The following is an 18,917-nucleotide window of genomic DNA, read 5'->3' as shown; positions in this document are numbered from 1 at the left end:
GCTGATCGCACCGGCGGTGATCAAGTTCAGCTACGGCGACAACAAGAGCATCGGGGTACGGATCTTCATCGCCGTCCTCGCGTTCCTCGTGGTCGCCGGCGCGGTCTACGTCTCCAAGCGGCGGGGCATCGCCGTGGGTGACGAAGACAACGAGAAGAAGGTGGCCAAGTCGGCGGACCCCGCGGTGGTTTCGTAGGTCCTGGCACGAGGCCCAGCTCAAGGGGCGGGGGTGGGGCGCGCGTTCATGCGCCGCACGCCCGCCCTGTGCGTGCGCGCCGCTCGGTCGTGAGGCTTCTCTCGCCTGGCATATAAGCGCATGAAGACAGCTATAGCCGACATTCGGCTCGCGGGTACGGTGCGGATCCTGTGTAAGGTCCGGGGGCTGAGAGGCCATGGAAGGGACCAATCCGGTGAACACGAAGCTCGCGGCCGCACTGTCCGGCGGTGCGGTACTGGTACTGGCGCTGTCGGGATGCGGCGGTGGCGGCAAGGACAACAAGGAACTCGACGCCTGGGCCAAGAAGGTCTGCGACCTGGTGCCGGCCCAGAACCAGAAGATCACGGCGGCCTACGACGCGATCACCAAGGCGGCCGAGGACACCGAGAGCACCCCGGCGGAGCTCCAGAAGGCCGATTCCCAGGCCTTCCAGGACCTGTCCGACGGCTACAAGGCGCGCGCCACGGTCATCCGCAACGCCGGGGCACCTCCCGGTGCCGAGGACGGTCCGAAGAAGCTTCAGGAGGCCGTCAAGCAGCTCAACGCGCTCTCGACGTCCTATGCCGACATGAAGAAGCAGGTGGACGGGCTCAATACCAAGGACCAGGCGAAGTTCGCGACCGGTCTCAAGGACGTCTCGGCCGAGATGAACAAGGTCGAGACGCAGCGACAGACCGCCCTCGCCGCGCTGAAGGACCTGGAGTCGGGCGACACCAAGCAGGCGCTGTCCGAGCAGTCGGGCTGCAAGCAGGCGTCCACGTCCCCGGCGGCGTCCGCGTCGGCGACGGACAGCTGAGCGGTCGGTGGTGGGTGCCCTAGCCACCTGCCACCTGCCACCTCCCACCTGTAGACGCTCTCGGCGCCGCGCCGTTCTGCGCCCGTGCCGGCCTCGGTGGCCGAGCCGCGCCCCGAGTCGCTCGGTGAGGCGTGCGGCTCGGCGGGTGCGGGACACAATGGGGGCGTGAGTATCTCGAGTCTGCCCACGCTGCCCGCCGCCCCCGCTCCCGGCCGTCCCGATGCCACCGCCCGGCTCCGGGACGCCCTGCTCGGGGCCTCCTTCACCGCCGACGGGCTGCTGGAGCTGCTCGGCGCCCCCGCGTACGCGGCCCTCGCGCGCAGCGAGACCGTGCCCGCGCTCCGGGCGACCCGCGGGGACGCCCCGCTGGAGGTGCTCGTACGCCTGTTCCTCCTCCAGCAGCCGGTGCTCCACGCGCGCGTGGCCGACGTTCTGCCCGTCGAGGCGTGCCTGGAGAGCGGCTGGCTGGTGCGCTCCGGCACGGACGAGGTCGCCGCGACGGTGGACGTACGGCCGTACGGCGGCCCCGGTGGCGAGGACTGGTTCATCGTGTCGGACCTGGGCTGTGCCGTCGGCGGCGCGGGTGGCATCGGCAGCCGGGAGGAAGGGGTCGTCCTCGGCGTCGGCGGCGCCTCCACGACCCTCGCCGGCATCACCGTCCGCACGCCCGTCGGCTCCGCCCTCGACCTCGGCACCGGCTCCGGCATCCAGACCCTGCACGCCGCCCAGCACGCCACGCGCGTGACCGCGACCGACCTCAACCCGCGCGCGCTGCACATCACCGCGCTCACGCTGGCCCTGTCCGGCGCCCCGGCGGCCGATCTGCGGGAGGGCTCGCTGTTCGAGCCCGTCAAGCAGGGCGAGACGTACGACCTCATCGTCTCCAACCCGCCCTTCGTGATCTCGCCAGGTGCGCGGCTGACCTACCGCGACGGCGGGATGGGCGGGGACGATCTGTGCCGCTCGGTCGTTCAGGGGGCGGGAGAGCTGCTGAACGAGGGCGGGTTCGCGCAGTTCCTCGCCAACTGGCAGCACGTCGCGGGGGAGGACTGGCAGGACAGTCTCAGGTCGTGGGTGCCGCGCGGGTGCGACGCGTGGATCGTGCAGCGCGAGGTCCAGGACGTCACGCAGTACGCCGAGCTGTGGCTCAGGGACGCCGGTGACCACCGCGGCGACCCGGCCGAGTACCAGGCGCTCTACGACGCATGGCTGGACGAGTTCGAGGCGCGCAAGGTGAGGGCCGTGGGCTTCGGCTGGATCACCCTGCGCAGGACGGGCTCCGCCGTGCCCTCGATCACCGTGGAGGAGTGGCCGCACCCGGTCGAGCAGCCGCTCGGCGACACCGTCCGGGCGCACTTCGAGCGCCTCGACTACCTGCGCGCCCACGACGACGCGGCCCTGCTGGAGGCCCACTTCACCCTCGTGCCCGAGATCGTGCAGGAGCAGGTCGGGCTGCCCGGCGCGGAGGACCCCGAACATGTGGTGCTGCGCCAGCATCGCGGGATGCGCCGGGCCACCAAGGTGGACACCGTGGGCGCGGGCTTCGCCGGCGTGTGCGACGGATCGCTGAGCGCGGGCCGCATCCTGGACGCGATCGCCCAGCTCATGGACGAGGACCCGGTCGTGCTGCGCGACCGTACGCCCGCGCAGATCCGGCTGCTGGTGGAGCAGGGGTTCCTGGAACCCGCGTGACCTTCCGCCGAGCCCCGGATAAACCCCGCTCACCGACTGTCCGAAATCCCACACCGACCAGGTGATCGGCACCGTTCAGACCCCGGCCGGAATGAGCCACGAGAAGGGCGCCGACAAGTAGGGCGCCGACGGGAAGGGATTCACCAAGATCGTGTGCACGGTCGGCCCGACCGACAGCGCGGTCTGAATCCGGTCGGTTTTCGTGCCGAATCCGGTGCGGGTCGGTCGCGGAGGTGCGGGATCCGGGTGAGAAGGGGGCGAGAACCGGACGGGATCCGTGCGCGTCCGGGAGTCCGGGGTGACGGCCCGGCGGTCGGTCGGGGAGCCGGTCGGGGGAGTCCGGGCCCGGGGTGCGGCCCGGGGTCGGCGCGGTCGTTCACCCGGGGTTCGCCTGCCCGCCGCCCGCGCGTGCCAGTCTCCACCGGAGGCACATGCGCGGACAGGGGAAAAGGGGCGCGGGAAACCATGGAGAGCGGACCGGCGATCTTCGCGGGAATGGTGTTCGCCCTGTTCGGAGGAGGCCTGCTGGTGTGGACCGCGGCCCGGGTACGGCATCGCGAGCCCGTCGCGCATGGTGTGAGTCCCGTCGCATCCGCGAGCCTCGCGACCCTCGTCGCGCTCATCACGCTGGCCCTCGGCGTCTGGTGCTTCACCCGTCTCTAGGACGGCTCCTGGGAGGTCCGCGCAAGCGGGTCGACCGGTAATGGGGAGATCGCCCTCCGCTTGAGCGCGAAAAGGCCGGTGGGTCCTCCGGGCGGCAGGAATGGCGGTAGTCGGGTTACCGTTCGAGTGGCCGTTGCGGGCTTTTCCCGTTTGACACGGGGGCGGGATGTACCGTCACACTCCGCAAGCGTCCGTATGACCCGACCCCGGGAAACAAGACCTGGGGAGACCCCAGTGTCGACCGGAGAGAAGAGCGAAGTTGTCCCCGACCAGCGAGACCGCACAGGGCGGCCGCCGACTCGTCATCGTCGAGTCGCCTGCCAAGGCGAAGACGATCAAGGGCTATCTCGGCCCCGGATACGTCGTCGAGGCGAGCGTCGGGCACATCCGCGACCTCCCCAACGGCGCCGCCGAGGTGCCCGAGAAGTACACCGGTGAGGTCCGCCGCCTCGGCGTGGACGTCGAGCACGACTTCGAGCCGATCTATGTCGTCAACGCCGACAAGCGGGCCCAGGTCAAGAAGCTCAAGGACCTGCTGAAGGACTCCGACGAGCTCTTCCTCGCCACCGATGAGGACCGCGAGGGCGAGGCCATCGCGTGGCACCTCCAGGAAGTCCTGAAGCCCAAGGTCCCGGTCAAGCGGATGGTCTTCCACGAGATCACCAAGGCCGCGATCCAGGCCGCCGTCGCCAACCCGCGCGAGCTGAACCAGAAGCTGGTCGACGCCCAGGAGACCCGCCGCATCCTCGACCGCCTCTACGGCTACGAGGTCTCGCCGGTCCTGTGGAAGAAGGTCATGCCGCGTCTGTCGGCGGGCCGTGTCCAGTCCGTCGCCACCCGGCTCGTGGTGGAGCGGGAGCGCGAGCGCATCGCGTTCCGTTCCGCCGAGTACTGGGACCTGACGGGCACCTTCGCGACCGGCCGCGCGGGAGACTCCTCGGACCCGTCGTCGCTGGTCGCCCGCCTCCAGACCGTCGAGGGCAGGCGGGTCGCGCAGGGCCGCGACTTCGACTCCCTGGGACAGCTGAAGAGCGCGAACACCCTCCACCTCGACGAGGCGAACGCCCGCGCGCTGGCCGCCGCCCTGGAGCAGACCCGGTTCGCGGTCCGCTCGGTCGAGTCCAAGCCGTACCGCCGCTCGCCGTACGCCCCGTTCCGTACGACGACCCTCCAGCAGGAGGCCTCGCGCAAGCTCGGCTTCGGCGCGAAGGCGACCATGCAGGTGGCCCAGAAGCTGTACGAGAACGGCTTCATCACCTACATGCGTACGGACTCCACGACCCTCAGCGACACGGCGATCTCCGCCGCCCGCGCCCAGGTCACGCAGTTGTACGGCGCCGACTACCTGCCCTCGTCCCCGCGCACCTACGCCGGGAAGGTCAAGAACGCGCAGGAGGCGCACGAGGCGATCCGCCCCTCGGGTGATCGTTTCCGCACGCCCGCCGAGACCGGCCTGACCGGCGACCAGTTCAAGCTCTACGAGCTGATCTGGAAGCGCACCGTCGCCTCCCAGATGAAGGACGCGACGGGCAACAGCGTGACCGTGAAGATCGGTGGCACCGCCGCCGACGGCCGGGACGTCGAGTTCAGCGCCTCCGGCAAGACGATCACCTTCCACGGCTTCCTCAAGGCCTACGTCGAGGGCGCCGACGACCCGAACGCCGAGCTGGACGACCGCGAGCGCCGGCTGCCCCAGGTCGGCGAGGGCGACGCGCTCTCCGCCGAGGAGATCACGGTCGACGGGCACGCCACCAAGCCCCCGGCCCGCTACACCGAGGCCAGCCTGGTCAAGGAGCTCGAAGAGCGCGAGATCGGCCGCCCGTCGACGTACGCGTCGATCATCGGCACGATCCTCGACCGCGGCTATGTCTTCAAGAAGGGCACGGCACTCGTGCCGTCCTTCCTGTCCTTCGCCGTGGTCAACCTCCTGGAGAAGCACTTCGGGCGGCTCGTCGACTACGACTTCACCGCCCGCATGGAGGACGACCTCGACCGCATCGCGGCCGGTCAGGCACAGTCCGTGCCGTGGCTGAGGCGCTTCTACTTCGGTGAGGCGCTGCCGAACAGCGGCTCCGCCGCGGGCGGCGCCGCCGACGCGGGCAACGGCGACGGGGACCACCTCGGCGGCCTCAAGGAACTGGTGACCGACCTGGGCGCGATCGACGCGCGCGAGGTCTCCTCGTTCCCGGTGGGCAACGACATCGTGCTCCGGGTCGGCCGCTACGGCCCGTACATCGAGCGCGGCGAGAAGGACTCCGAGAACCACCAGCGGGCGGACGTGCCCGAGGACCTCGCGCCCGACGAGCTGTCCGTCGAGCTCGCGGAGGAGCTGCTGGCCAAGCCGAGCGGTGACTTCGAGCTCGGCGCAGACCCGGTGACGGGCCATCAGATCATCGCCCGCGACGGCCGCTACGGCCCGTACGTCACCGAGGTGCTCCCCGAGGGCACCCCGAAGACCGGCAAGAACGCCGTGAAGCCGCGTACGGCCTCGCTGTTCAAGTCGATGCAGCTGGACACGGTGACGCTGGAGGACGCCCTCAAGCTGATGTCGCTGCCGCGCGTCGTCGGCGTCGACGCCGAGGGCCAGGAGATCACCGCGCAGAACGGCCGCTACGGCCCGTATCTGAAGAAGGGCACGGACTCGCGCTCGCTGCAGAGCGAGGACCAGCTCTTCACGATCACCCTCGAAGAGGCGCTCGCGATCTACGCGCAGCCCAAGCAGCGCGGCCGTGCGGCCGCCAAGCCGCCGCTGAAGGAACTGGGTACCGACCCGGTCAGCGAGAAGCCGGTCGTGGTCAAGGACGGCCGCTTCGGACCGTACGTGACCGACGGGGAGACCAACGCGACCCTGCGCTCCGGCGACAGCGTCGAGGAGATCACCCCCGAGCGCGGCTTCGAGCTGCTCGCCGAGAAGCGGGCGAAGACGCCGGCCAAGAAGACGGCGAAGAAGGCGCCCGCGAAGAAGGCCCCGGCCAAGAAGGCGACGGCCGCCAAGAAGACCGCGGCGAAGAAGACGACCACGGCGGCGAAGAAGACGACGGCGAAGAAGACCACCGCGAAGGCGACGGCTTCCAAGACGGCGTCCGAGGACTGAGTCCGGCCTTCTCACGGTCCCACTTCCTCCACGGAGGCTTCGCAAAGCGAACGCCCCGGCATCACTTTGGTGTCGGGGCTGCGCACCGGCGGACGCGCCCCCCGTGCTGTCGGTGGCTCCCGATAGGCTGAATGCATGACCCGTGCCGAGCAGCCAACGGCCTCTAACCCGGCCCCCGACGACGCCCTGGTCGCGGACTCCCGCGAGCGCGCCGTCCGCGCCCTGCTGCGCAGGCCCCAGCTCAAACGCCTGTGGAGCGCCCAGCTCGTGGGGGGTGTCGGCGACACCCTCGCCCTCCTGGTGCTGGTGCTGCTGGCCCTTCAGGCGGCCATCGCCGAAGGCTCGTTCGGCGGCGGCTACCGGGGCGTGGCCTTCGCAGTGGCGACCGTCTTCGGTACGCGCATCCTGGCGACGCTGCTCTTCGGCGCCGTCCTGCTCGGCCCGCTGACCTCGCTCACCTCGCAGGAGGGGCCGCTCGACCGCCGCTGGACCATGGTCGGCGCGGACGGAGTCAGGCTCGCCCTGCTCATCGTCGCCCCGCTGTGGATCGACTGGATGCCGGCCGACGCCCTCGCGATGCTCCTGGTGACCGTCTTCGTGACCGGGGTCGCCGAGCGCTTCTGGACCGTGTGCCGCGAGAGCGCGGCGCCCGCCCTGCTGCCCGCTCCTCCTCCGGAGGGGGCGACGGTACGACCGCTGCCGGACCACCTGGACGCGCTGCGCCGCCTGTCGCTGCGGACGACCTTCGTGGCGATCCCGCTGGCCGGTGCCACGCTCCTGGCCGCCGGTCTGCTGAACAACCTGCTGGGCTCCGGCATCGCCTGGTTCGGCCAGCACCAGGCGGCCCTCGCCTCGTACGTCGCGGCCGGACTGTTCGCCGCGTCCCTGTCCCTGCTGACCTTCCTGGAACTGCCCGACACCCGCACCCCGCGCGCGCGTTCACCGCTGGAGGGGCTGCGCCGTCCCAAGACGGGCACCGGCGTCGACAAGGGCCGTACCGGCGCGATCCCGCTGCTGGTGCCGGCCTGCGCGGCCGTCGCCGGGGCGATCGCGGCCGCCGTGGCCGTCGCCGTGCTGCACGCCAAGGACCTGGGCGGCGGCCCGGTGCTGTACGGGCTGATGGTGCTCGCGCTGACCGGTGGCGTCGTCGTCGGTATCCGCACGGCGCCCAGGGTGCTGGTCACGCTGTCGCGGCGCCGGCTGCTCGCGCTGGCGCTCGCCTTCACCGGCATCGCCCTGCTGGCCGCCGGGCTCGTCCCGGACGTCACCACCGTGCTGCTGATCGAAGCCCTGGCCGGAGTCGGCGCGGGTGTGGCCGCCAACACCGGGCACACCCTGCTCGACCAGGAGACCGAGGAGTACCGGCGGGCGCGGACCACCGAGCATCTGCACGCGGTCGTGCGGGTGGGCGTGGCGTTCGGCGCGCTGGTCGCCCCCGTGGTGGCCGCGGCGGTGGGACCGCACCGTCTGGACAACGGCAAGTTCGTCTTCGCGCACGGCGGTGCCGCGTTCACCCTGATGCTGGTCGGCGCGCTGCTGCTGCCGGTGGCCGCGCTGGTGCTCGCCAAGGCCGACGACCGGTCCGGCGTACCTCTGAGGCACGACCTGCGGGACGCGCTGCTCGGCGGCGACGACCCGGTGACGGTGCCCACTGACGCAGGTTTCTTCATCGCCCTGGAAGGCGGCGACGGCGCCGGGAAGTCCACCCAGGCCGAGGCGCTCGCCGAGTGGATAAGGGCCAAGGGGCACGAGGTCGTGGTGACGCGCGAGCCGGGGGCGACCCCGGTGGGCAAGCGGCTGCGGTCGATCCTGCTGGACGTGTCGAGCGCCGGGCTCTCGCACCGCGCGGAGGCCCTTCTGTACGCGGCGGACCGCGCGGAGCATGTGGACACCGTGGTCAGGCCCGCGCTGGAGCGGGGCGCGGTCGTGATCTCCGACCGGTACATCGACTCCTCGGTGGCCTACCAGGGCGCCGGGCGCGACCTGTCACCGACCGAGATCGCCCGCATCAACCGCTGGGCCACGAACGGTCTGGTGCCGCATCTGACGGTCCTGCTGGACGTGTCGCCGGAGATCGCCCGCGAGCGGTTCACCGAGGCGCCGGACCGGCTGGAGTCGGAGCCCGCGGAGTTCCACGCGCGCGTGCGGTCCGGCTTCCTCACGCTGGCCGCCGCCGACCCCGGCCGCTACCTGGTCGTGGACGCCGGGCAGGAGGCCGAGGCCGTCACCACCGTCGTCCGCCATCGCCTCGACCAGATGCTGCCGCTGTCCGAGCAGGAGATCCGGGAGCAGGAAGAGGCTCGCCGCAAGGCCGAGGAGGAGGCGCGGCGCAAGGCGGAGGAAGAGGCCGCGCGCAAGGCCGAGGAGGAGCGCCTGGAGCGTGAGCGCCAGGAGCAGCTCGCCCGGCTGAAGGCCGAGGAGGAGGAGCGCAAGCGGCGCGAGCTGGAGGAGGCCCAGCGTCGCGAGGCCGAACGCCAGGCGGAGGAGGCCCGGCTGCGGGCCGAGGAAGCGCGCCGGCGGGCCGAGGAGGAGCGGAAACGGCTCCTCGCCGAGGAGAAGGCCCGCGCGGAGGAGGAGGCGCGGCGCAAGGCCCAGGAGGAAGCCGCCCGCAAGCGGGCCGAGGAAGAGGCGCGACTGCGTGCCGAGGCCGAGAAGCAGCGGCTGGAGAAGCAGCGCAAGGCCGAGGAGGCGCTGCTGAGGGCGGAGGAGGCCCGGCGGCTCGCCGAGGCCGCGGCCGCGGCGGCGGAGGAGGGGCCCAAGCAGGCCGCAACTCCCGCGGCCGGGCTGGACGCGGCGACCGTGCCCACGCCCGTGGTGACGCCGACCAACGCGTCGGGCGGTCCCGTGGACGAGACGGCCGTGCTGCCTCGGGTGCCCATGGAGAAGGACGACGGGGATTCCTCCGCGGGCGGGGCTCGCGGCGCGGCCGCCTCCGACTCCGAGGTGACGGCCGAGCTGCCGCAGCCGCCGGTTCCGCCGGGGGCGGCCGACGAGACGGCGGTGCTGCCTCCCGTGCCGCCGGGTGCCGCCGACGAGACGGCCGTGCTGCCTCCCGTGCCTCCGGCGCAGGGGGAGGGGTCTTCGGACCGGGTGCCGCCGGGGTACTTCCGGGACGAGCAGCGGACACGGGAGCTGCCGCAGGTCGACGCGCAGGGGACACCTCGGCGCAGGGCCCGGTCGGACTGGGCCGAGGAGACCCCGTTGGACGATCTGCCCTCGCTGGCCGACGAGTTGCTCGGGCCGCACGACGAGGAGCACGGGGACGACCGGCGGCGCAGGCGCTGAGAGGTGAGTGCCGGCGGGCGGCCGCGGGGAAGCCCCGCGAGCCCCCGCCCGGCACGCGGCCGCCCACCGGCCCGGCAGGTTGTCAGTGCTCGCCCGCACAATGGATCCGTAGCGCGAGACATGACGAAAGGGCGGCGTGATCCATGACCGTATGGGACGACCTGGTCGGCCAGGAAAGGGTGAGCGAGCAGCTCGCGGCCGCCGCTCGGGACGCCGACGCCCTGGTCACCGCCGTAGCCACCGCCGCCGCGCCGCCCGAGGCGTCGAAGATGACGCATGCCTGGCTGTTCACCGGACCCCCTGGAGCGGGCCGGAACCAGGCGGCGAGGGCCTTCGCCGCCGCGCTCCAGTGCGTCAGTCCGGACCGGGCCCTCGGCGGAGCGCCCGGCTGCGGGTTCTGCGACGGGTGTCATACGGCACTCATCGGCACCCACGCCGACGTCAGCTCCGTGGCCGCCGTCGGCTCCCAGATCCTCGCCGACGACATGCGGGACACCGTCAGGAAGTCGTTCACCTCGCCGGCGAACGGCCGCTGGCAGATCATCCTCGTCGAGGACGCCGAGCGGCTGAACGAGAAGTCGGCCAACGCCGTCCTCAAGGCCGTGGAGGAGCCCGCGCCCCGCACGGTCTGGATGCTGTGCGCGCCGTCCATCGAGGACGTCCTGCCGACGATCCGCTCCCGCTGTAGGCACCTGAATCTGAGCACCCCCTCCGTGGAGGCCGTCGCCGACATGCTCGTGCGCCGGGAGGGCATCGAGCCGGCCGCCGCGATGGCCGCCGCCCGTGCCACCCAGGGCCACGTCGACCGGGCCCGGCGCCTGGCCACCGACCCGGCCGCGCGCGAGCGCCGGGCCGCCGTGCTGAAGCTGCCCCTGCGCATCGACGACGTCGGCGGCTGTCTCCGGGCGGCACAGGAGCTCGTCGACGCGGCGGCCGCCGACGCCAAGCAGCTCGCCGAGGAGACGGACGGCAAGGAGACCGAGGAGCTGAAGACCGCGATGGGCGCCTCCCAGGGCGGCCGCATGCCCCGCGGCACGGCGGGCGTGATGAAGGACCTGGAGGACCGGCAGAAGCGCCGCCGCACCCGTACCCAGCGCGACAGCCTCGACCTGGCCCTGACCGACCTCACCGCGTTCTACCGTGACGTCCTCGCCCTGCAGCTCGGCTCCCGGGTGGCGATCGCCAACGCGGACGCCGAGGACGCCCTGGAGCGGATCGCCCGCGGCAGCTCCCCGGAGACCACGCTCCGCCGGATCGAGGCGATCGGTGCCTGCCGTGAGGCCCTCGACCGGAATGTGGCCCCGCTGCTCGCGGTGGAGGCGATGACGATGACGCTCAGAGCGGGTTGACCACGTCACTCGTACGAGGCGTTGTCCGTACGGATCGCCATCGGCAAACTGCACAGAGTTACTCTCGCCTGATGCACACCAGGCGCAGCTCACGCTCCCTCCGCACCGGCGGCACCCTTCTGGCCGCCGCGCTTCTCGCCTCGGCCTGCTCGGTGGGCGCCTCGACGAGTGCGGCCACCTCGCCCACCGCGAACGCCGACGTGGCCCTGGGCGCGCTGCCGCGGTCGACACCGGCCGCCCTGTCGCCGTACTACGGACAGAAGGCGCGCTGGCACAGCTGCGGGGTCCCCGGTTTCGAGTGCGCCACGCTGAAGGCACCGCTCGACTACGACAAGCCCGCCGGCGGGGACGTCCGGCTCGCCGTCTCCCGCAAGAAGGCCACCGGGCCGGGCAAGCGCCTCGGGTCGCTGTTCGTGAACCCCGGCGGACCGGGCGGCTCTGCGGTCGGCTACGTCCAGGCGTACGCCGGGATCGGCTACCCGGCCGAGGTGCGGGCCCGGTACGACATGGTCGCCGTGGACCCGCGCGGAGTCGCCCGCAGCGAGCCCGTCGAATGCCTCGACGGGCGGGACATGGACACGTACACCCAGACGGACAGCACGCCGGACGACGCGCGGGAGACCACCGAACTCGTCGACGCCTACAAGGAGTTCGCGGAAGCGTGCGGCGCGCACTCGGCGAGGATGCTGCGGCATGTGTCGACCGTCGAGACGGCCCGGGACATGGACATCGTGCGGGCGGCCCTGGGCGACGCGAAGCTGAACTACGTGGGGGCGTCGTACGGGACCTTCCTCGGGGCGACGTACGCGGGACTGTTCCCCGGCCGTTCGGGGCGGCTGGTGCTGGACGGCGCGATGGATCCCTCGCTGCCCGCGCGCCGGTTGAACCTCGACCAGACGGCGGGCTTCGAGACGGCGTTCCAGTCGTTCGCGAAGGACTGTGTGCAGCAGCCGGACTGCCCGCTCGGAGCGAAGGGCACGCCGAGCGCGGAGGCCGGGCGCAAGCTCAAGGCCTTCTTCAGGAAGCTCGACGCGCACCCGATGGCCACCGGCGACGCGGACGGCCGCACCCTCGGCGAGGCCCTCGCCACGACCGGCGTGATCGCGGCGATGTACGACGAGAGCTCCTGGGCGCAGCTGCGGGAGGCGCTGAGCTCGGCGATGAAGAAGAAGGACGGCGCCGGGCTGCTGGTCCTCGCCGACAGCTACTACGAGCGGGACGGCGACGGCCGCTACAGCAACCTGATGTCCGCCAACGCGGCGGTGAACTGCCTCGACCTCCCGCCCGCCTACGACAGCCCGGCGGAGGTCCAGAAGGCGGTCCCGGCCTTCAAGAAGGCGTCCCCCGTCTTCGGCGAGGGCCTCGCCTGGGCCTCCCTCAGCTGCGCGTACTGGCCGGTCGGGCCCACGGGTGAGCCGCACCGCATCGAGGCACGGGGCGCCGCCCCGATCGTCGTGGTCGGCACCACTCGCGACCCGGCCACCCCCTACCGCTGGGCCCGCGCACTGGCCGCCCAGCTCTCCTCGGCCCGCCTGCTCACCTACGAGGGCGACGGCCACACCGCCTACGGCCGCGGCAGCGCCTGCATCGACTCCGCGATCAACACTTACCTGCTCCGCGGCACGCCTCCCGTGGACGGGAAACGCTGCTCCTGACCCCCTCCCCGGACCGACGACCAGCTCCGTACATCGCACGCCGGGGCTGGTTCGGAGCACCCTCGGAAACTGTGTAGACTTGCCGACGTTGCTGATCGCACCATGGTGTGGACGGCGCGCCGCCTTAGCTCAGATGGCCAGAGCAACGCACTCGTAATGCGTAGGTCTCGGGTTCGAATCCCGAAGGCGGCTCCATGATGAACCCCAGGTCAAGCCTTTGACCTGGGGTTTTCTGTATTCGTTGACCTTGGAATCCTGGTCAGATCTGGTTTCTGTGACGAGGTCGGCGGTCCAACGCTCTGACCCGTTCTTTTCCAATCCCGCAACGTGTCGGGTGACGAACGGCAGACGGGCATCAGCACGGCGTCCTCAAAGTGGGGAGGGCGAGGCGGCTTCCGTCGGGCAGCCGGTGAGGCCGGCCCGGCATCCGTTCTCGTAGTCGATCGGGTTCTTGGATCCGCACTGAAGTCGCCGGGTTCGGTGAGGTCTTCGAAGGGACCGACGTCGACTGTGATGTTGGTCTCACCGTTGCGGAGCGTGCGCAAGAGTGAGACTCGCTGAGAGGCGGGCAAGGCGCTCTCACAAGCTGTCCACGACTTCCACCTGATGTCCTCATGGATGAGGTGGCTGCGGAGTGTAACTGCCCTGGGTGCAAAGCCTTGTCGTGCAAAGCGCGGGCATGCCTATGGTGACGTCCGCTCCTGGAGGGACCTGACCAGTCCGCTCATCCGGGAGTGTCCGGCGTGTCCACGGGGGGAGCGCCTATCACTACGTGAGGCCCGATGTGCGGGTCTGACGTGTTCCTCCCGGGAGTGCGCCCGCAGCAGCCACCCCCTACAGAGAGGGATACGCGTGTCGCGTAGACCTGTACGGAAACAGGGCAGACGTCCGAGATGGCTGGCCCGTTTGGCGACTCCGGTCGTCCCACTCGCCTCCCTGGCCCTTCTCGCCACCGGAGCGGTGCAGCCGGCTTCGGCCATCGGTCAGGATCCGCGTACCAGCGCGGTCGCTGACTCCTACGACGGGTTCGATGCCAAGGCCGCCGAACAGCTGCGCGGGGATCAGTGTGTGGGCGTCGACGCCCTGCGCAAGGGCGGCCCCAACCTGTTCGCCCTGGCACAGGGCGCCATCGGGCTGCCGCCCGATCAGCTGCATCAAAAGCTCAACCGGGACCTCTACGACACCAAGGACCCCCTGCACACGGCCTTCTCCGCCGACGAGGACAACAGCTCCCAGTGGCAGAACAAGGTCCTGGACCAAGGGCATGCGTTCACCACCGCCGTCACGGGCTTGCGTGACTACCCTGGTGCGCCGCAGGGAGCGACCGAGATCTACGACCGGATCGGGCTGCTCCCGTGGATCTACCAGTCTTGGGGCAAGGCGATCGACCTCTTCTCGCCGTTCTATGAGCCCTCACCCACCGCAGACGACGACACGAAGACTGCCGCGCTGACGATCGGCGATCAGCTGTACACCTCCGGGGGCACTCCGGAGGAACAGCAGGCGTGGGCGCTGTGGAAGAAGAACTCCGGCAAGATCGAACCCAACACGCTGTTCGTTCCACGGGTGTTCGCGGACGACGCCCGCATCTTCCTGTCCTCAGGTGGGTTCCCCAGGACGGCTCCGGCCCCCGACACGCCTGAGTTCCGTATCGCAGTCGAGGATCTGAAGACCCGTTTCGCTGCCTGCGGATGGCACGATCCGATCGACCCGAACCGGGTGCTCGGCAAGGAGGTGGCGCAGGCAACCACCGAATGGCAGCAGGAGATCGTCTCCCAGGTCGCACAGCGCCAGCAGATCCTGGAGGCATCCAGCACCGCCACGAAGGCGCTGCAGGACGGCTCGTTCGCACTGGGCAAGCTGCTGGGGCAGTCGTGGATCGCGGACTACTCCACCCGCTGGCTGGACTACTACACCGAGGGCGGCTTCAACTGGATCGGCGACGGCCAGTTGGAGATCCAGGTGCCGGGCGCTGCCGGCAAGTGCCTCGATGTCGCGGGCGGCGCCAAGACCAACGGCACCCCGGTGCAGGTCTACACCTGTAACAGCGGGGCCTCCCAGAAGTGGCAGCGGTGGGCCTCCTACGACGGCGGCTACACCCTGCAAAACCCGAACTCGGGCAAGTGCCTGGAGGTGCTGAACGGCAGCACCACCGACGGCACGAAGATCCAGATCCGCGACTGCGGCACCGCCAAGGCCCAGCAGTGGAAGTTCGACGTGCGCAGTGCAGGTCCTCTGGTGAACGCGGCGTCCGGCAAGTGTCTGCACCTGCCGACGTTCGACAACAGCAAGGACGCCGTGTCGTCGACGTGCAACGGCTCCACCGCGCAGAAGTTCCGCATCGTCGCCAAGACCCACACCGGCACCGCGCCGGCGAAGGCCGACGTGGACAAGGCCAAGGCCAACATCACCGCTGCGCAGGCCGAGGCGAAGAAGCAACTCGCCGTAGTCAAGGCGCAGTTGACGACCGCGCAGAAGGCCGCGACCACGTCGGACACCGCGCTCCAGACCGCCTACGGCATCGCCGACACCAACGGTGCCCCGCGGGGACGTGGTCTGCTGGTCGGCCTGCAGAAGGCACAGGTCACCAAGGGAGCGGCCGCCGCACTCCAGGCGTTGGAGAAGGCCGGCGAAACCGCCGAGGCGGCGACCCGTGCCGCGGCCGGAGACAGTGCGACCATCACGCAGCGCGCGTTGGCGCAGGCGGCGCAGTCGAAGGCGGAGTTCCGCAAGGAGGCCGCCGCAGCGGCGGAATTGCAGGCCAAAGCCGCGGCGGACGCGGCCAAGATGCACCGGGACAACGCCAAGAAGGACAAGGAGACCGCGGAGGCCAAGCTCGCGGTCGCGGTGAAGGCGGAGGGCGACGCCAGGGCGGCCGCCGCCGACGCCCACGCCAAGCGGCTCGCGGCGGAGGCCGAGGAGAAGACGGCCAAGGCGGAGAAGGAGACCGCCGCCGCCAAGCAGGCCGAGGCGGCACAGCACAAGCAGAACGCTCAGGCCGAGGCGGCGAAGGCGAAGGACGCCAAGGACCAGGCCGAGACTGCGGAGAAGAGCGCGGAGAGCAAGCGCGACGACGCGGTCGCGGCCAAGGACCACGCCAAGGAGATGCGCGACGACGCGTGGGACGCCGAAGAGAAGGCGGACGCGGCCCGCGCGAAGGCCGACGCCAAGCAGGCCTACGCCGACTCCCTCGACTCCGGTGACGCGGCCGACGCCGCTCGCGCCGCGGCGAACGAAGCGGACACAGCGGCCGACAACGCTGAGGCTGCGGCGGGCAGGGCCCGCTCGGAGGCGGATGCCGCCACGCAGGCCGCGGCTGACGCGGACGCTGCGGCGACGCGTGCCGAGGCGGCTGCGAAGCGCGCCCGTTCCGACGCCGACGCCGCGCAGGCGGCCAAGCTGAGGGCGGATGCGGCCGTCAGGACGGCCACCAGCGCTGCTGCGGACGCGATCGCGGCTTCGCAGCATGCCGCGTCAGAGGCCAAGACGGCGGTGGCGCTGGCCGACGAGGCCGAGCAGCATGCCAAGGACGCCAGGGCCCAGGCCGACGGCGCCAACGCGGAGGCCGGTAAGGCGGTGGCCGCCGCGGCGAAGGCTGCCGGGTTCGCGCATGTCACCGCGCAGGCCGCCGTGGACGCCGGCAAGGCGGCCCAGCAGGTCGCCGTTCCCGCCAACGACGCCGTGGAGCTCGGCTCGCCGTATGTCGAAACCGACTCCGCCGCAGGCCTGGTCGTACTGACCGGGCAGGGTGCGAAGTCGATCGCCGAGCAGCAGCAGGCCGTCGCAGACGCGCACGCCAAGAACGCGGCCGCCGAGGCCGATGCGGCGAAGAACATCGCCGACCAGGCCAAGGGTGATGCGAAGGAGGCGTACACCCACGCGGCGAACGCCGCCAAGTACGCCTCCGACGCCCGCACCTACTCCAAGGAGGCCCTGGGCTACGCGGCCGCCGCAGCGAAGGCCGCTGCGGCGGCGCAGGCGTCACTGGCCCGCACCATCGAGTACGACCAGCAGGCCGCCGCCGACGCGGCAGCCGCCGACAAGGCGGCCGGCAACGCCGAGGGCTACGCCAGGGACGCCCGCGACTCCGCCGACGCAGCGGCACTCGACGCCGAAGCCGCCCGTTCCGCGGCCGCCCAGGCCGAACAGGACGCCAAGGAGGCCAGAGCGGCCGCCGACCGCGCGGACGCGGCGGCGACGGAGGCGGAACAGGCGGCGAAGGACGCCGACAAGTACGCCAAGGAAGCCCAGGACGCCGCTGACCGCACCGAACGGGAGGACGCCAATAAGGAGGTGTCCCAAGGGGTTGGCACGAGCATTCCCGGTGTGTTCGCCGTTCCGGACGAGTCCACCGTCGAGATCGTCAGCTCAAAGCAGATCGGCACGTGCCCGGGCATGCCGGAGGCGGCCTTCCAAGGCTGCAACGCGAAGTACGACCTGGTCGTCACCTACGAGGCGGACTTCTACCTGTGCACTGACGACCAAGCCCAGGCCACGGCCGACGGGTGCCCGAAGTCGGCGTGGCAGTTCCTCCAGCGGGCGACACTGAAGAACATCAAGATTGACGGCTGGACGCACCAGTTCTCCGGCAAGGACATCGTCCGCGCCGGATGGCAGAGCCTCTTCGGTGACGTGGCCGGATCGATCCTGTTCTCCTTCTTCGCCGAAGACCTGATGGACTGCTGGCATGGCGACAAGGCCGCCTGCGCCTGGAGCCTCGCCATATACGTTCCATTCGAAGGGCTGCTCGCCCCGATCTCACGCGCTGTCAAGGCACTCGACGCCGCGGCCAGGACAGGTATCGGCTTCGAAGACGCCTTCAAGGCACTACGCAGTCTGGACGGTCTGTCGCCGCTGGCAAAAGAAGGAATCGGCGCCAGGACCCTCCAACAGCTGTACGAGACGTGCACGAAGCGCGCCAGGGTGGCATTCTCACTCTCCGCGGGCAGCGCGTGCACGGAGATCATCCCGTACGCCAGCTCCGAACTGGCTGTTGTTGCCTACAAGTTCCGGGTATCCAGCGGACTCAGGTACAAGTTCGGACGGAACGTCGCGGTTGCAAGGGTTCCAGGATGGGCCGAGGCTACTGGCGCGAAGGATGACTTCGTCGTCTTTGCGAATATCCCCCGGGGGCTTCATTCCGAGGAATTGATTATCCAAAAGCTGGAAGAGAAGGGGTTCAACAAGAATCAGATCGCGGAACTCTACAGCGAACGCAGCCCTTGCGAGGCCATATGCTCTCCTCTCATGGAAGGCATTCCGGTAACCTACTCCACTCCGGACGGGCCTGGCGCAGGCCAAATGATCAAGTATATGCTCGACAAGTTCGAGCGTGGAAAGTTCGCGCGCTCCAGCCAAACAAGTCCGTCTGAGTAACGCATGAAGGGGGCTGGAGGGCTGAACTCTCTGGCCCCCTGATGTGTACCGGAGGATGAGATTTCCAGTCTCGTATCATCGAAGATGTCCTCTCGCCAGGAGATTCCCAGTGACGTATATAGACCCCGAGAGTCGAGCCAAGGCTGAGGCAGACGGTCACCCGTACGCTTCGGAGGAAATCATCGCCGCTGGGTATGATCTGGCGGGCAGGGTCTGCCGAGAACTGCACCTCGCCGGTCTTCCGGCTGATGTCGAGCGTCCGGAAGGGCCGAAACAGCCCGGCGTCTGGGTGGAGGTCGACACCCAGGGTGAGTACGCAGGAGGCCTCTACGTCCGCTGGAGTGCCCCAGAGCTGGCAGAGGCTGGTATGCGGGCAGTGGCAGAACGGCAGGACCCGGCGGCGCCGGAGTGGAAGCACTACGCCGAGGTCGTTCTTCTTATGCGGACGGCGTTGATCGGGATCCTGCGGCTGGCCGGCTTCTCCGTCGTGCGGGCCGAGGAGGTCGACGACGTTGCCGAGGGTGATGTGTACGTTCACGCCGATACGCCCTCGTCTTCGTGAGCACTGTGAGTAGGAGGCGCTGGGCGTACTGCTTGAGGTGGGGGCCTGACCCACCGGGACAGCAAACCCTCCAACATCATCGTCCGCTCCAACGGCCAGGCGACGGTCGTCGACTTCGGCACCGTCAAGAGCAGGAACAAGGTGCGGGTGTCGTGGAAGACACTCCGCGGCCCAGGGCCCCGGAGACCCCCTGAGGGCCGGTAATGCACACGGAGAATGCCGGATTCG

At 70.4% G+C, this 18,917-nt stretch carries 10 protein-coding genes and 1 tRNA gene; all 11 read left to right on the top strand.

The window, feature by feature from the left end:
* The coding region (locus tag H293_RS0135760; protein ID WP_028808488.1) for a hypothetical protein at window positions 1–196 on the top strand (196 nt) is incomplete at its 5' end.
* A gap of 196 nt (window positions 197–392) precedes the next feature.
* Window positions 393–1,013: a hypothetical protein gene (locus H293_RS0135755; protein WP_020122619.1), complete on the top strand. Its 621-nt coding sequence runs from the start codon at window positions 393–395 to the stop codon at window positions 1,011–1,013.
* Window positions 1,014–1,178: 165 nt separating this feature from the next.
* Window positions 1,179–2,705, top strand: a complete 1,527-nt coding sequence (locus tag H293_RS0135750) for a DUF7059 domain-containing protein (protein ID WP_020122618.1) — start codon at window positions 1,179–1,181, stop codon at window positions 2,703–2,705.
* 465 nt (window positions 2,706–3,170) lie between these two features.
* Window positions 3,171–3,368, top strand: coding sequence for a hypothetical protein (locus tag H293_RS0135745; RefSeq protein ID WP_020122617.1), 198 nt, complete (start codon window positions 3,171–3,173; stop codon window positions 3,366–3,368).
* A 259-nt stretch (window positions 3,369–3,627) separates the two neighbouring features.
* A complete protein-coding gene (gene topA, locus H293_RS0135740; protein ID WP_020122616.1) occupies window positions 3,628–6,462 on the top strand; it encodes a type I DNA topoisomerase in 2,835 nt (944 codons plus the stop codon).
* 135 nt (window positions 6,463–6,597) lie between these two features.
* Window positions 6,598–9,747, top strand: a complete 3,150-nt coding sequence (gene tmk / locus H293_RS0135735) for a dTMP kinase (protein WP_020122615.1) — start codon at window positions 6,598–6,600, stop codon at window positions 9,745–9,747.
* 143 nt (window positions 9,748–9,890) lie between these two features.
* A complete protein-coding gene (locus tag H293_RS0135730; RefSeq protein WP_020122614.1) occupies window positions 9,891–11,096 on the top strand; it encodes a DNA polymerase III subunit delta' in 1,206 nt (401 codons plus the stop codon).
* Window positions 11,097–11,167: 71 nt separating this feature from the next.
* A complete protein-coding gene (locus H293_RS0135725; protein WP_020122613.1) occupies window positions 11,168–12,751 on the top strand; it encodes an alpha/beta hydrolase in 1,584 nt (527 codons plus the stop codon).
* A gap of 118 nt (window positions 12,752–12,869) precedes the next feature.
* A tRNA-Thr gene (locus H293_RS0135720) sits at window positions 12,870–12,946 on the top strand.
* 711 nt (window positions 12,947–13,657) lie between these two features.
* The gene (locus H293_RS0135715; RefSeq protein ID WP_020122612.1) at window positions 13,658–18,127 is read left to right on the top strand and encodes an RICIN domain-containing protein; all 4,470 of its coding nucleotides are present in this window, start codon (window positions 13,658–13,660) and stop codon (window positions 18,125–18,127) included.
* Between the two features lie 109 nt (window positions 18,128–18,236).
* Window positions 18,237–18,689, top strand: coding sequence for a hypothetical protein (locus H293_RS50625; protein ID WP_020122611.1), 453 nt, complete (start codon window positions 18,237–18,239; stop codon window positions 18,687–18,689).
* Window positions 18,690–18,917: the final 228 nt, after the last annotated feature.

Origin of the sequence: Streptomyces canus 299MFChir4.1, assembly GCF_000383615.1 — a bacterium.
Classification (GTDB): Bacteria; Actinomycetota; Actinomycetes; order Streptomycetales; family Streptomycetaceae; genus Streptomyces; species Streptomyces canus_C.
Note: the sequence above shows the minus strand (reverse complement) of the source record. Positions and strands in the feature narration are given on the sequence as shown.

Excerpts from the sequence above, each read along its gene's own strand:
- H293_RS0135725 (WP_020122613.1), top strand. The coding sequence starts at position 11,168 with ATGCACACCAGGCGCAGCTCACGCTCCCTCCGCACCGGCGGCACCCTT.
- H293_RS0135730 (WP_020122614.1), top strand. The coding sequence starts at position 9,891 with ATGACCGTATGGGACGACCTGGTCGGCCAGGAAAGGGTGAGCGAGCAG.
- H293_RS0135745 (WP_020122617.1), top strand. The coding sequence starts at position 3,171 with ATGGAGAGCGGACCGGCGATCTTCGCGGGAATGGTGTTCGCCCTGTTC.
- tmk (WP_020122615.1), top strand. The coding sequence starts at position 6,598 with ATGACCCGTGCCGAGCAGCCAACGGCCTCTAACCCGGCCCCCGACGAC.
- H293_RS0135755 (WP_020122619.1), top strand. The coding sequence starts at position 393 with ATGGAAGGGACCAATCCGGTGAACACGAAGCTCGCGGCCGCACTGTCC.